10 protein-coding genes are annotated in these 14,449 nt (G+C 60.0%); 9 read left to right on the top strand and 1 reads right to left on the bottom strand.

Annotated elements, in window-relative coordinates:
* Positions 1 to 40: 40 nt before the first annotated feature.
* Together ileS and H7B67_RS19605 are read left to right on the top strand one after the other, a co-directional pair.
* The gene (gene ileS, locus H7B67_RS19600; RefSeq protein WP_185121548.1) at positions 41 to 3,130 is read left to right on the top strand and encodes an isoleucine--tRNA ligase; all 3,090 of its coding nucleotides are present in this window, start codon (positions 41 to 43) and stop codon (positions 3,128 to 3,130) included.
* A gap of 277 nt (positions 3,131 to 3,407) precedes the next feature.
* Entirely contained in the window at positions 3,408 to 3,743 is a 336-nt protein-coding gene (locus H7B67_RS19605; protein WP_185121675.1) for a DUF5665 domain-containing protein, read from the top strand.
* Positions 3,744 to 3,758: 15 nt separating this feature from the next.
* Here the strand turns inward: H7B67_RS19605 and H7B67_RS19610 are convergent, their stop codons facing one another.
* Complete coding sequence (locus H7B67_RS19610) at positions 3,759 to 4,496, bottom strand: TraR/DksA C4-type zinc finger protein (RefSeq protein ID WP_185121549.1); 738 nt, start codon at positions 4,494 to 4,496, stop codon at positions 3,759 to 3,761.
* Positions 4,497 to 4,701: 205 nt separating this feature from the next.
* On the opposite strand from H7B67_RS19610, the gene lspA reads away from it, so the two are divergent.
* The 7 genes from lspA (at position 4,702) to carB (ending at position 14,440) form a co-directional block, all read left to right on the top strand.
* Positions 4,702 to 5,229 carry a signal peptidase II gene (gene lspA, locus H7B67_RS19615; protein ID WP_185121550.1) on the top strand — a complete coding sequence of 176 codons (528 nt, stop codon included), beginning with the start codon at positions 4,702 to 4,704 and terminating at the stop codon, positions 5,227 to 5,229.
* A 49-nt stretch (positions 5,230 to 5,278) separates the two neighbouring features.
* Entirely contained in the window at positions 5,279 to 6,223 is a 945-nt protein-coding gene (locus H7B67_RS19620) for an RluA family pseudouridine synthase (RefSeq protein WP_185121676.1), read from the top strand.
* Between the two features lie 177 nt (positions 6,224 to 6,400).
* On the top strand, positions 6,401 to 7,654 hold the full coding sequence (locus tag H7B67_RS19625; RefSeq protein WP_185121551.1) for an LL-diaminopimelate aminotransferase: 1,254 nt from the start codon (positions 6,401 to 6,403) through the stop codon (positions 7,652 to 7,654).
* A 356-nt stretch (positions 7,655 to 8,010) separates the two neighbouring features.
* Positions 8,011 to 8,544 carry a bifunctional pyr operon transcriptional regulator/uracil phosphoribosyltransferase PyrR gene (gene pyrR / locus H7B67_RS19630; protein WP_185121552.1) on the top strand — a complete coding sequence of 178 codons (534 nt, stop codon included), beginning with the start codon at positions 8,011 to 8,013 and terminating at the stop codon, positions 8,542 to 8,544.
* Positions 8,545 to 8,727: 183 nt separating this feature from the next.
* Positions 8,728 to 10,035, top strand: a complete 1,308-nt coding sequence (locus H7B67_RS19635) for a dihydroorotase (protein ID WP_185121553.1) — start codon at positions 8,728 to 8,730, stop codon at positions 10,033 to 10,035.
* A 54-nt stretch (positions 10,036 to 10,089) separates the two neighbouring features.
* Positions 10,090 to 11,235 (top strand): carbamoyl phosphate synthase small subunit, encoded by a 1,146-nt coding sequence (locus H7B67_RS19640; protein WP_185121554.1) that lies wholly within the window; start codon positions 10,090 to 10,092, stop codon positions 11,233 to 11,235.
* Entirely contained in the window at positions 11,222 to 14,440 is a 3,219-nt protein-coding gene (gene carB, locus H7B67_RS19645; RefSeq protein WP_185121555.1) for a carbamoyl-phosphate synthase large subunit, read from the top strand. The genes H7B67_RS19640 and carB overlap by 14 nt, the downstream gene beginning before the upstream one ends.
* Positions 14,441 to 14,449: the final 9 nt, after the last annotated feature.

Genomic DNA, 14,449 nt, shown 5'->3' on the forward strand with positions numbered 1-14,449 from the left:
CGGGGTTTTATTTATTTTTGCGAAAGGATGCGATCTGGCAATGAACCGCGTAGACGTCAAAGAGAAAGCGAGAGCCCGCGAGCTCCGCGTGCTGGACAAATGGAACCGGGAGGACACGTTCAAGCAATCGATCGAGAACCGGAAGGGCGCTCCTAACTTCGTTTTCTACGAAGGACCTCCGACGGCGAACGGCAAGCCGCATATCGGGCACGTTCTCGGCCGGGTCATCAAGGACTTCATGAGCCGCTACAAGACGATGTCCGGCTACCGCGTCATCCGCAAGGCGGGCTGGGACACGCACGGGCTTCCGGTCGAACTGGGCGTCGAGAAGCAGCTCGGCATCTCCGGCAAGCAGGAGATCGAGAATTACGGCGTCGAGCCGTTCATCAAGAAGTGCAAGGAGAGCGTGTTCGAATACGAACGCCAATGGAGAGAGCTGACCGCGGCGATCGGCTATTGGACCGACCTCGACAACCCGTACATCACGCTCGACAACCGCTACATCGAAAGCGTGTGGAACATCCTCGCGACGATCCATGACAAGGGTCTGCTGTATCGCGGCCACCGGGTCAGCCCGTACTGCCCGGACTGCCAGACGACGCTGAGCTCCCACGAAGTCGCGCAAGGCTACGAGGACGTCAAGGACCTGTCCGCGACGGCGAAGTTCAAGCTGAAGAACAGCGGCGAATACGCGCTGGCGTGGACGACGACGCCTTGGACGCTGCCGGGCAACGTGGCGCTTGCCGTTCACCCGGACATCGAGTACGTTCGCGTCAAGCAGGACGGCGAGGTATACATTCTGGCCGGAACGCTCGCCGAGAAGGTGCTTAAGGGCGAATACGAGACGCTGGGCTCGGTCAAGGGCAGCGAGCTGGTCGGCCTCGAGTACGAGCCGCTTTTCCCCTACGTGGTCGTGGAAAACGCTTATCGCATCATCGACGCCGATTACGTCAGCGATTCGAGCGGTACGGGTATCGTCCATATCGCGCCTGCGCATGGCGAAGACGACTATCGCGTCGCCAGACAGCACGGAATCCCGATGCTGATGGTGGTTAACGGCGAAGGGCGTTACGTTGACGCGATAACCGATATGGCCGGCCGTTTCGTGAAGGATCCCGAGGTCGACATCGAGATCGTGAAGAAGCTGTCCGAGCGCGGGCTGCTCTACCATAAAGAGAAGTACGAGCACAGCTACCCGTTCTGCTGGCGCTGCAAAACCCCGCTGATCTATTACGCGACGGAGAGCTGGTTCATCCGCACGACCGCCGTCAAGGACCAACTGATCGCGAACAACCGGACGGTCAAGTGGTATCCGGAGCATCTGCGCGACGGCCGCTTCGGCAAGTTCCTGGAGGACCTGGTCGATTGGAACATCAGCCGCAACCGGTATTGGGGAACGCCGCTTAACGTCTGGACCTGCGAAACGTGCGGCAAGGAAAAGGCTCCCCACAGCCATCAGGAGCTGAGGGACCTGGCGATCGGGGACGTCTCGGCGGACCTGGAGCTGCACAAGCCGTACGTGGACGACGTGCATCTGCGCTGCGATTGCGGCGGCACGATGACCCGGACTCCGGAAGTGATCGACGTCTGGTTCGACAGCGGTTCGATGCCGTTCGCGCAGTACCATCATCCGTTCGGCGACGAGAAGACGTTCGAGGAGCAGTATCCGGCCGACTTCATCAGCGAAGGCATCGACCAGACGCGCGGCTGGTTCTTCAGCCTCCTGGCCGTCTCGACGCTTTACAACGGCAAGGCTCCTTACAAGTCCGTCATCTCGACCGGGCACGTGCTGGACGAGAACGGACAGAAGATGAGCAAGTCCAAGGGCAACGTCATCGACCCTTGGGACATCATCAACGAATCCGGCACCGACGCTCTTCGTTGGGCATTGCTCGCGGACAGCGTGCCGTGGAACAGCAAGCGCTTCTCGAAGGGCATCGTCGGCGAAGCGAAGTCCAAGGTCATCGATACGCTCGTGAACACGCACGCGTTCTACGCGCTGTACGCCACGATCGACGGCTACGACCCGGAAGAGCATAAGGCCGGCGCTTCGACGAACAAGCTGGACCGCTGGATCCTGTCCCGCCTGAACACGCTGATCGCGCAAGTGAACCGCGGCCTGGAAGCGAACGACTTCCTGAACCCGGCGAAGGGGATCGAGCAGTACGTCGACGAGCTGTCCAACTGGTACGTCAGACGTTCCCGCGACCGCTTCTGGGGCAGCGGCCTGACGGAAGACAAGATCTTCGCGTACCAGACGCTTCGCGAAGTGCTGCTCGCGCTGTCCCGCCTGATCGCTCCTTACACGCCGTTCGTGGCCGAAGACATCTACGGCAACCTGGGCGGAGGGGAGAGCGTCCATCTGGCGGAATATCCGAAGGCGGACGAGTCCAAGATCGACGAGAAGCTGGAGCGCGACATGGAGACGGCCCGCAATATCGTCGAGCTGGCCCGCAACGTGCGCAACGAGTCGGGCATCAAGACTCGCCAGCCGCTGTCCGAGCTGCTCGTCTCCTTAAGCGGCGAGTTCGATGTCGCCGGCTACGAGGAGATCGTGAAGGACGAGATCAACGTCAAGAAGCTGACGATCGTCACGGACGACAGCGGCTTCGTCGACTTCAACCTGAAGCTGAACCTGAAGGTGGCCGGCAAGAAGTACGGCAAGCACGTCGGCCCGATCCAAGGCTATCTGAAGGGGCTCGGAGCGGAGGAAGCGCGCGGCATCGTGACGAGCGGCGTCTTGAGCTACGCGTCTGCGGAAGGCGAGACGCTCGACGTTACGCTCGACGAGCTGCTCGTCGAGAAGCAGGCGAAGCCGGGCTTCGCCTCGGCGTCCGACGGCGGCTTGACCGTCGCGCTCAATACCGACATCACGCCGGAGCTGGAGCAGGAAGGGCTCGTGCGCGAAGTCATCCGCGCCGTGCAGGACACGCGCAAGAAGCTCGATCTCAAGGTCGAGCAGCGCGTCTCGCTCGTGCTGGACGTCGACGCCGAGACGGAAGCGGCGCTTAAAGCGTTCGACCGCGTCCTCCGCGAGAACGTGCTCGTGAACGAAGTGAGCTTCGGCCGCGTAGAAGGCAGCGAATCCGTGCAGGCGGGCGACAAGCTGATCGGCATCGCGATTCGATAAGGTTAAATAAGCAGAGAATAAGGGAATGGCGGCTTCGGGGAGATGATGCCCCAAGCCGCCGTTTCGCGTTCTTGTATGATTCGATGCCCGCTTTTTTTTGACCGATCTAAAGGTTTGCATCGCTTTCGCCTTGGCTACATTTCTGATACGGCCTTTTCGGAGAAGACCAGAAGGGGGAGGGACCATCTTGGCGAAATGGAGATCGCGTCGGAGAAGCATGGACAAGAGACGGAGCCAGCCTAAGCAGCCGGCCCTTGGCGAACCCGTCCGCGCGAGCATGGAAGCATCGGCCTCGCTCGGCAAGGAGCCGTCTCCGCTGCAATCCACGCTCGAGACGCTCACGGAACGGATCGATCGTCTTGCCGTCGACATGGAGAAGGCGGAACTGAAGGAATACGTCAACCTGATGCGCCGCCCGTGGGGGCTCATCTGGCGCAACTTCGTCTCCGGCTTGTTTAGGGGCATCGGAATCGCTCTCGGCTTCACCTTCTTCGCGGCGACGATCGTTTGGCTGCTCCAACTGCTCGGCGCGCTTAATCTGCCCGTCGTCGGCGATTACATCGCCGACATCGTCCGGATCGTCCAGCGTCAGCTCGAGATCAATCCTTATTGACGCTTTACGGCCGGCTTACCGCCAATCGTCTACCTGCTCGTCCGGCTCCAGCAGAGCTTCGCCTTCCCCGTCGGCCAAATAATGATGATAGGCCCTGTTGCGGACGATGCTGATGTCCCGGCCCGTAATGTCCGTCGCCAAGAAGCTCTCGATCGGCTCCACGAACCCGTCGTTCTCGTCCGACTCGATGGCCATCGAGTCGTAATCGTCGACGTTGTTGCCTTCGGCCATCGCGGGGCTGTTCGAGGTGCCCCACGATTCGACGATCTGCCAGGCGTCCTCGCCGTCGAAGCCGTTCTGGTCCTGCTGATCGTCCATGCTGGTTCGGCCGAACGGAGGCTGCAGGAAGCCCTCTTCGGCCGGGCGCCCTTCGTTCTCCCGCTGTCTCGGCTCGTGCTCGACGCAATAGGCGGCCGTTGGCATCGCCTCGAGGCGTTCGAACGGAATAAACCGCCCGCAAGCCGCGCATATGCCGTATTCGCCCGTGTCCATCCGGCGGAGGGCGGCATCGATGCGGTCCAGGCGGAACGCTTCGTTCTCGAGCAGCGCGATGTCCTTGCCGCGCTCGAACATCTCCGTGCCCGCATCGGCCGGATGATTGTCGTTGCTGGAGAGATCGCCTGTCGATTCCCGGTGCGAGTTCTCCAATCCGAAATGCGAATTGGCGTGGATTTTGCGTTCGATCTCGTTCTTATCCTCGATCAATCTCCGGCGAAGCGAATGAAGCCTGTCGTCTGTCCAGTTAAGGGTCATCGGTTCCGCTCCTTCGGTAGGTTCTGGCTTGGAACAAGAGCGCGGCCCTTGCCCAAGCTTTGCTTCCTGTAGTGTACTCGGTCGGCCCCCAAGTTATGAGAGCGGCTCCGATATCGCGGAAACCGCCGTATCGCGTGGACGGTGTTCGGCCGGTATGGTAAAATCATCAGGATGGAATAACAGGTTGAAAGGCGGACCCTACAGCATGCAATCGAGACGAGTAGGCATTTGGTTTTATTATCTATGGGCAGTCGTCGTGTTCGCCCTGGATTACGCATCGAAGAAGCTGATCGAACGCAGCCTTGATCTGTACGAGCAGATTCCCGTCATCGGGGATTTTTTCCTCATCACTTCGATTCGCAATAGAGGGGCGGCATTCGGGATTCTCGAGGGGAAGCGGGTATTCTTTATCTTGATTACCGTCGTCGTCGTCCTGGCGATCCTATGGTATCTCCATCGCACCTATAAATCGGGAAGCAAGCTGATGCTGTTCGCTCTTCCTACGGTGCTCGGGGGCGCGGTGGGCAATTTCCTCGATCGCGCGTTGTTCGGCGAAGTCGTCGATTTTCTGCAGTTCAATTTCGGTTCGTATACGTTTCCCATCTTTAATTTGGCCGATGTCGCGATTTGCGTGGGGGTCGGGTTAATCATTTTGGATTCGCTTTTAACGGCTAGACAGGAGAAGAAGAATGAGCATGAGCACGGAGAACAATCGGAAGAACAAACCGTATAACGAGTCCGAGCCGGCGCTTCTCGAGGAAGCGGGCTTGACGGACGATGGCATGGATACGGAGGAAAACGCGGAAGCGAGCATGGCCTGGACCGTCGAGGAGGAGCAAGCCGGGGAGCGGATCGACAAGCACGTCACCGATGCCCTCGCCAATCCCTCGATTTCGCGCTCGCAGGTGCAGGAGTGGATACGCGCCGGACTCGTCACCGTCTCTTCCGAGAAGGTGAAGCCCAACGCCAAGGTGGCCGCGGGCGACGAGATCGTCGTCGTTTTTCCCGAACCGGAATCGCTAGAAGCGCTTCCCGAGAATATTCCGCTGGAGATCGTATACGAGGACGCCGACGTCATCGTTATCAACAAGCCCCGCGGAATGGTCGTCCATCCGGCTTACGGGCACTCGAGCGGGACGGTCGTCAATGCGCTGCTGTACCATTGCAAGGACCTGTCCGGCATCAACGGAGTCATGCGTCCGGGCATCGTGCACCGCATCGACAAGGATACTTCGGGACTCCTCATGGCGGCGAAGAACGATCTGGCGCACGCGTCGCTTGCGGCGCAGCTTAAGGAGCATAGCGTGAACCGCCGCTACACCGCGCTCGTTTACGGCAACGTGCCGCACGACAGGGGGACGATCGACGCCCCGATCGGCAGGGATAAGTATGACCGCAAGATGTTCGCCGTCACGGAGAAGAATTCGAAGCGGTCGGTGACGCACTTCGCCGTCATGGAACGATTTAACGATTATACGTTGGTGGAGCTTCGCTTGGAGACCGGCCGCACTCATCAGATCCGTGTGCACATGAAGTACATCGGCCACCCTCTCGTCGGAGACCCGATGTACGGCGGACGCAGCGGCCGAACGCTCGGGATGAACGGACAAGCCCTTCATGCCGGCGAGCTCGGTTTCGTCCATCCGCGCACGGGGGAGAGACACGACTTCGAGGCTCCGCTTCCGGCCGACATGGAACACGCTCTCCACATGCTTCGCAATCGCTGAGGCGCCGGTTCGGGTTTGCACTTTCCTGCAAAAAATCGGCGAAAAAATGCATGGAGAACGATACGCGATTTCAGGCATAGTAGATAACGTACCCTCGTATCGATGCTTCTTGAATCGACATGGGGAATGTTCAGCGGAACGAACGATTTCTACTATTATCCGATAGGAGTGTCTCGAATGAGCGTCGAGCAATATCAATCCACTTATATTCAGCAGCAATTCGCCGACCGGATCGGCGGGGCTAATTACGGCAAGGACACGAACATCTACAAGTTCGAGAAAATCAAACGCGCGAAAGCGGCGGCGAAGCAAGCGAACCCTGGCGTCGAGCTGATCGACATGGGCGTAGGCGAGCCGGACGAGATGGCGGATGCCGGCGTCGTGGCCAAGCTTGCCGAAGAAGCGGCCAAGCCCGAGAACCGCGGCTACGCCGACAACGGGATCCCGGAATTCAAGGAAGCGGCGGCGAAGTATCTGAAGGAAGTGTTCTCGGTCGACGGCATCGACGCGGCGACGGAAGTCCTGCACACGATCGGCTCCAAGCCGGCTCTCGCCATGCTTCCTTCCGTCTTCATCAACCCGGGCGACGTGACCATCATGACCGTTCCCGGCTATCCGGTCATGGGCACGCACACGAAGTACCTCGGCGGCGAAGTGTACAACGTGAAGCTGACGAAGGAGAACAACTTCCTGCCTGACCTGGATGCCATTCCGGAAGAAATCGCGAAGCGCGCGAAGCTGTTCTACCTGAACTACCCGAACAACCCGACCGGTGCCACGGCAACCGTGGAATTCTTCGCGAAGGTCGTCGCGTGGGCGAAGAAGTACGACGTCGTTATCGTACACGACGCTCCTTACGCGGCGCTGACGTACGACGGGATCAAGCCGTTCAGCTTCCTGTCCGTTCCGGGCGCGAAGGACGTCGGCGTCGAGCTGCACTCCCTGTCCAAGTCTTACAACATGACCGGCTGGCGGATCGGCTTCATCGCAGGCAACCCGCTGATCGTCAAGGCGTTCGGCGACGTGAAGGACAACAACGACTCCGGCCAATTCATCGCCATTCAGAAGGCAGCCGCTTACGGCCTGGCGAACCCGGCGATCACGGAAGCGATCGCGGAGAAGTATTCCCGCCGCCACAATCTGCTGGTCGGCGCCCTGAACGAGCTGGGCTTCAAGGCGGAGAAGCCGAAGGGCTCCTTCTTCCTGTACGTCGAAGCTCCGAAGGGCATCAAGGGCGGCCAACGCTTCGAATCCGGAGAAGCGTTCTCGCAGTACCTGATCCGCGAGAAGCTGATCTCCACCGTGCCTTGGGACGACGCGGGAAGCTTCGTGCGCTTCTCCGTCACGTTCATCGCGAAGGACCAAGCCGACGAGATTCGCGTCATCGACGAGATCAAGAGCCGTCTGTCCGACGTCGAGTTCGAATTTTAAGGATGAAGCCCCGTGCCTCGCGTTCCTAACGCGCGGTCCGGGGCTTTCTCGATTTAGGGGACAAATAACCGGATTTGCGGTTGACAGAGCTTGTCGAAAATGCGATAATTCTTCTGATGAAACGGTACCTTTAACTCAGTCCCGTGAGGCTGGCAAGGTGGCGCGGCTAATTCGCGTGTGCAGATCGGCAGAATAAGCTCAATCCTTCGAACGGAGAGGAAGGGGGGGCTTGCCGAGCCTGCGCGCGGATTCAACCTAAGCTTCTCTTGCGCTTCTGTCGCGGGGGAAGCTTTTTTGATGCGTTTTAAGCTTAAAATGTCTTCTGGCTTGACGGAGCGAAGAAGGAGGTCTGCACCATGCAGGATACCCGAGTCATAATGGACGAATCGGCCATTCGCCGGGCACTTACGCGGATCGCACACGAGATCGTGGAGCGAAACAAAGGAATCGAAGGCTGCATTCTGGTCGGCATTCGCACCCGGGGCGTTTACTTGGCGCAGCGGATCGCCGAGCGGATTCTGGAGATCGAAGGCCTCCCCGTGCCGGTCGGCGAGGTGGACATTACCCGCTACCGCGACGATCGCCCGCCGGAAGCGTCCATCGGCGCGGACAGCTGCGAGCTGCCGGTGCCGATCAAGGACATGACCGTCATCCTTTGCGACGACGTGCTATACACCGGACGGACGATCCGGGCGGCCATGGACGCCATTATGGATTGCGGCAGGCCCCAGTCGATTCAACTGGCCGTGCTCGTGGATCGGGGGCACCGGGAGCTTCCCATCCGGCCCGATTACGTCGGCAAGAACGTCCCGACCTCCCGGCAGGAGCAAATCGCGGTCGGCCTTCTGGAACTCGACAAAACCGACGGCGTCACCATTATTCATCCCTAACAAGCGAATACTAAGGGAATAATGGAAACGAGGACAAGCCGGGCATAAATATTCGGCTTGAGGTTAAATCTTCATTCGCTTAGTGACAAATGGCGGTTATAGTTATACAATAAAATGAATAAAGATGCATGAACCGAAGCTGAACCGAATGAGGGAAATGCGGCAGAGGAGGATTTACAGACAATGGCAACATGGATTCTGAACGCGTTGTTCGCGAATGGCTCGAGCGACGCCCTCGAAACCAAACACCTGAAAGTACAAGACGGCAAAGTAGCGGAGCTGCTGGACGCTGGCGCCAGTCCCGACACGACAGGCTGCGAAGTTATAGATGCGACGGGCAAGCTGCTGTCCCCCGGTTTTATCGATATGCACGTTCACCTTCGCGAGCCGGGCTTCGAGCACAAGGAGACGATCGCGTCCGGCACGCGCTCGGCGGCGAAGGGCGGCTTCACGACGATCGCCTGCATGCCGAACACGAGACCGGTCATCGACGCTCCGGAGACGGTCAAGCTCGTCCTGGATAAGGCCGAGACCGAAGGAGTCGTTAAGGTTCTCCCTTACGCCGCGATTACGAAGAACGAGCTCGGCCGCGAGCTGACCGACTTCGCCGCATTGAAGGAAGCGGGCGCGATCGGCTTCACGGACGACGGAGTCGGCGTGCAGAACGCGCAGATGATGAAGAACGCGATGGCGCTCGCCAAGTCGCTGGATATGCCGGTCATCGCTCACTGCGAGGACGATACGCTGGTCGTAGGCGCGGCGGTGACGGAAGGAGCCTTCTCCCGCAAGCACGGCTTGAAGGGCATCCCGAACGAGTCCGAAGCGATCCACGTCGGCCGCGACATCCTGCTGTCGGAAGCGACCGGGGTTCACTACCATGTCTGCCACGTCAGCACGGAGCAATCGGTTCGCCTGATCAAGCTGGGCAAGTCGGTCGGAGTGAACGTGACCGCCGAGGTTTGCCCGCACCATCTGGTGCTGTCCGACGAGGATATCCCGGATTCGATGGACGCGAACTGGAAAATGAACCCGCCGCTGCGAACTCCGCGCGACGTGGAAGCCTGCATCAAGGCGCTGGAGGAAGGGACGATCGACATCATCGTCACCGACCACGCGCCGCACAGCGCGGAGGAGAAGGCCAAGGGGATGGAACGCGCCCCGTTCGGCATCGTCGGCTTCGAGACGGCGTTCCCGCTGCTCTACACGAAGTTCGTCAAGACGGGACGCTGGACGCTGGACTTCCTGCTGCGCCGCATGACGAGCGACCCGGCTCGGGTATTCCGCCTGCCGAGCGGCAAGCTGGAACCGGGAGCTCCCGCGGACCTGGTTCTGCTCGATCTGGAGAACGAACGGGAAGTGAACCCGGAGACGTTCCTCACGAAGGGGCGGAACACTCCGTTCGCGGGCTGGAAGCTGTACGGCTGGCCTACGCTCACCATGGTGGACGGACGGGTGGTCTGGACGGAAGAGAACGGCATCAACCAGGCATAGGCTTATGCGGTCGGTTGCAAGTGCCCTAAGCATATACTTGAGGAGGAATCGGGAATGCAAGCAAGATTGTTACTGGAAGACGGCACCCTGTTTACGGGCAAAGGATTCGGGGCCGAAGGAGCTTCCACCGGCGAGGTCGTGTTCAACACCGGGATTACCGGCTACCAGGAAGTACTGTCCGACCCGTCCTACTGCGGGCAGATCGTCACGATGACGTTCCCGCTTATCGGCAACTACGGAATCAACCGGGACGACTTCGAATCCGTGCGGCCTTACATTCACGGCTTCGTCGTTCGCCGTCACGAAGAGGTGCCAAGCAACTGGCGCGCTCAATATACGCTTGACCATCTGCTTAAAGAATACGGCATCATCGGCATCAGCGAGATCGACACCCGGATGCTGACGAGAATCCTTCGCCAGCACGGCACGATGAAGGGGATCCTGACGACAGGCAACGAGCGCGTCGAAGAGCTCGCCGAGCGCCTGTCCGTCTCCTCGCTGCTGCGCGACCAAGTGGCCCGCACGTCGACGAAGACCGTCTTCTCCAGCCCGGGCAGCCGCGAGCGCGTCGTCCTGATCGACTACGGCGCGAAGAGCGGCATCCTGCGCGAGCTGACCCAGCGCGGCTGCGACGTCGTCGTCGTTCCGCACGACACGACCGCGGATGAGATTCGCCGCCTGTCTCCGGACGGCATTCAGCTGTCCAACGGCCCCGGCGATCCGAAGGACGTTCCCCATGCGGTGGAGACGATCCGCCAGTTGCTCGGCGAATTCCCGATCTTCGGCATCTGCCTCGGCCACCAGCTGTTCGCCCTCGCTTGCGGCGCGGATACCGACAAGCTGAAGTTCGGCCACCGCGGCGGCAACCATCCGGTCAAGGAGCTGGAATCCGGACGCTGCTTCATCACGTCCCAGAACCATGGATACACGGTGAAGGAAGAGTCCATCGTCGGCACCGACCTGGAAGTTACGCACATCAACAACAACGACAAGACGATCGAAGGCTTGAAGCATAAGAAGTTCCCGGCGTTCACGGTGCAATACCATCCGGAAGCGGCCCCGGGTCCGTTCGACAACAGCTATCTTTTCGACCGCTTCATCCAGATGATTCGCGAACATAAATCCGCCAACCCGCAGCGTCCTCGTCAGGCGCAATTGGCGGAGGCGCTGAGAGGAGAACTGCAGTATGCCCAGAAATAAAGACCTCAAGAAAATTCTCGTTATCGGCTCCGGCCCGATCGTCATCGGACAAGCGGCGGAATTCGACTATGCCGGCACGCAGGCTTGCCAAGCTCTGAAGGAAGAGGGACTGGAAGTCGTCCTCATCAACAGCAACCCGGCCACGATCATGACCGACACGAACATGGCCGACAAAGTATACATCGAACCGATCAACCTGGAGTTCGTCTCCCAGATTATCCGCCAGGAGCGTCCGGACGGCCTGCTTCCTACGCTTGGCGGTCAAACCGGCCTGAACATGGCGGTCGAGCTCGCCCGCGCCGGCGTCCTGGAGCAAGAGAAAGTGAAGCTCCTCGGCACGCAGCTGACGGCGATCGAGAAAGCCGAAGACCGCGACCTGTTCCGCGAGCTGATGCGCGAGCTGGAACAGCCGGTTCCGGAGAGCGACATCGTCACGACGGTTCAAGGAGCGGTAGACTTCGCGAACCGAATCGGCTATCCGGTCATCGTCCGTCCGGCTTACACGCTGGGCGGAACGGGCGGCGGCATCGTCGGCAACGAAGAAGAGCTGCGCGAGACGGTCGCGAACGGAATCCGCTACAGCCCGATCGGCCAGTGCCTGATCGAGAAATCGATCGCCGGCATGAAGGAAGTCGAGTACGAGGTCATGCGCGACGCGAACGACAACTGTATCGTCGTCTGCAACATGGAGAACCTCGACCCTGTCGGCGTCCATACGGGCGACAGCATCGTCGTGGCGCCGAGCCAGACGCTGTCCGACCGCGAGTACCAAATGCTCCGTTCGGCATCGCTGAAGATCATCCGCGCCCTGAACATCGAAGGCGGCTGTAACGTACAGTTCGCGCTCGATCCTCAGAGCTACCAATACTACGTCATCGAAGTAAACCCGCGCGTCAGCCGCTCCTCGGCGCTTGCGTCGAAGGCGACGGGCTATCCGATCGCCAAGATGGCGGCGAAGATCGCGATCGGCTACACGCTTGACGAGATCGTAAACCCCGTCACGGGACAGACGTACGCTTGCTTCGAGCCTACGCTCGACTACATCGTCAGCAAAATCCCGCGCTGGCCGTTCGACAAGTTCACGGACGCCAACCGCAAGCTGGGCACGCAGATGAAGGCGACCGGCGAAGTCATGGCCATCGGCCGCACGTTCGAAGAGTCCATCCACAAAGCGGTCCGTTCCTTGGAGATCGGCGTACACCGCCTGCTTCTGAAAGATGCGAGCGAGCTAGACGACGAGACGCTGACGACCCGCCTGGCGAAGCCGGACGACGAGCGCCTGTTCCTCGTAGCCGAAGCGTTCCGCCGCGGCTGGGGACTGCAGAAGATTCAAGACATCACTCGCATTGACTGGTGGTTCCTCGACAAAATCGAACGCATCATCTCCTTCGAGGATACGATCCGCAGAGAGCCCGGCTTGACCCAAGAGACGCTGTACCAAGCGAAGCGCATGGGCTTCACGGACCGCGCGATCGCCGAGCTTCGCAAGGAAGGCCAAGGCGCAAGCGCAGCCCATACGGCAGAAGCGGACGTTCGCGCGCTGCGCGTGCAGCAAGGGCTGAAACCCGTTTATAAAATGGTCGATACCTGCGCGGCCGAGTTCGAAGCTTCGACTCCGTACTACTACTCGACCTACGAGACCGAGAACGAAGTGCTTCCGAGCACGAAGGAGAAGGTTATCGTACTGGGCTCCGGTCCGATCCGGATCGGCCAAGGCATCGAGTTCGACTATTCGACCGTTCATGCGGTGTGGGCGCTTCGCAACGCCGGCTATGAAGCGGTCATCATCAACAACAACCCGGAGACGGTATCGACCGACTTCAATACGTCGGACCGGCTGTACTTCGAGCCTCTCTTCTTCGAAGACGTCATGAACGTCATCGAGCAAGAGAAGCCGATCGGCGTCATCGTGCAATTCGGCGGACAGACGGCGATCAACCTGGCAGGCCCTCTGGCCAAGGCCGGCGTTCGCATCCTCGGAACTTCCCTGGAAAGCATCGACGAGGCGGAAGACCGCAAGAAGTTCGAAGCTCTGCTTCGCAAGCTGAACATCCCGCAGCCGAAGGGCAGCACGGTCACTTCCGTCGAAGAAGCGGTCGGCACGGCTCGCGAGCTAGGCTATCCGGTGCTCGTTCGCCCTTCTTACGTCCTCGGCGGACGCGCGATGGAGATCGTCTACTCCGACGAAGAGCTGCTCGCTTACATGAAGGTCGCGGTCAAGATCAATCCGGAGCATCCGGTCCTGATCGACCGCTATATGCTGGGCAAGGAGATCGAGGTCGACGCGATCTGCGACGGCGATACGGTTCTGATCCCGGGCATCATGGAGCACATCGAACGCGCGGGCGTTCACTCCGGCGACTCGATCGCGGTATATCCGCCGCAGACGCTGTCGGACGACATCAAGAACCAAGCGATCGACATCACGACGCGCATCGCGAAGGAACTGAAGACGGTCGGCCTGGTCAACATCCAGTTCGTCGTCTGGCAGGATAAAGTCTACGTCATCGAGGTCAACCCTCGTTCCTCGCGTACGGTTCCGTTCCTGTCCAAGGTTACGAACGTACCGATGGCGAACCTGGCGACCCAGGCGATCCTCGGCGTGAAGCTGAAGGATCTGGGCTATCAGGACGGCCTGTGGCCGGAAGACCAGTACGTGTCCGTCAAGGTGCCGGTATTCTCCTTCGCGAAGCTTCGCCGCGTCGACCCGACGCTGACTCCGGAGATGAAGTCGACCGGGGAAGTCATGGGACGCGACCGCTTCTTCGCCAAGGCGCTGTTCAAGGGCCTTATCGGCTCCGGCATGAAGATTCCGCAATCCGGCACGATCATCGCGACGGTATCCGACAAGGACAAAGAAGAAGCGATCGAGATCCTCCGCGGCTTCTACCAGCTCGGCTACAAGCTGATGGCGACGGGCGGAACGGCCGACGCGCTCGAGAAAGCGGGCATGCGCGTGAAGCGCGTGAACAAGCTGAGCGAGGGCTCGCCTAACATCCTCGACATGATCCGCACGGGCCAAGCGCAATTCGTCGTCAACACGCTCACGAAGGGCAAGACGCCGGAGCGCGACGGCTTCCGCATCCGCCGCGAAGCGGTCGAGAACGGAGTAGTCTGCTTGACCTCCCTCGATACGGTGCGCGCTCTGCTCAACATGCTTGAGGCGCTTCGCTTCTCCAGCGAGCCGATGCCGGTTCTTCAGTAATCAAGGCTT

Origin of the sequence: Cohnella thailandensis, from assembly GCF_014212135.1 — a bacterium.
GTDB lineage: Bacteria > Bacillota > Bacilli > Paenibacillales > Paenibacillaceae > Cohnella > Cohnella thailandensis.

What these genes read in the sequence shown, in the direction of transcription:
- ileS (WP_185121548.1), top strand. Translation starts at nt 41, where the DNA reads ATGAACCGCGTAGACGTCAAAGAGAAAGCGAGAGCCCGCGAGCTCCGC.
- H7B67_RS19605 (WP_185121675.1), top strand. Translation starts at nt 3,408, where the DNA reads ATGGAAGCATCGGCCTCGCTCGGCAAGGAGCCGTCTCCGCTGCAATCC.
- H7B67_RS19610 (WP_185121549.1), bottom strand. Translation starts at nt 4,496, where the DNA reads ATGACCCTTAACTGGACAGACGACAGGCTTCATTCGCTTCGCCGGAGA.
- lspA (WP_185121550.1), top strand. Translation starts at nt 4,702, where the DNA reads ATGCAATCGAGACGAGTAGGCATTTGGTTTTATTATCTATGGGCAGTC.
- H7B67_RS19620 (WP_185121676.1), top strand. Translation starts at nt 5,279, where the DNA reads ATGGATACGGAGGAAAACGCGGAAGCGAGCATGGCCTGGACCGTCGAG.
- H7B67_RS19625 (WP_185121551.1), top strand. Translation starts at nt 6,401, where the DNA reads ATGAGCGTCGAGCAATATCAATCCACTTATATTCAGCAGCAATTCGCC.
- pyrR (WP_185121552.1), top strand. Translation starts at nt 8,011, where the DNA reads ATGCAGGATACCCGAGTCATAATGGACGAATCGGCCATTCGCCGGGCA.
- H7B67_RS19635 (WP_185121553.1), top strand. Translation starts at nt 8,728, where the DNA reads ATGGCAACATGGATTCTGAACGCGTTGTTCGCGAATGGCTCGAGCGAC.
- H7B67_RS19640 (WP_185121554.1), top strand. Translation starts at nt 10,090, where the DNA reads ATGCAAGCAAGATTGTTACTGGAAGACGGCACCCTGTTTACGGGCAAA.
- carB (WP_185121555.1), top strand. Translation starts at nt 11,222, where the DNA reads ATGCCCAGAAATAAAGACCTCAAGAAAATTCTCGTTATCGGCTCCGGC.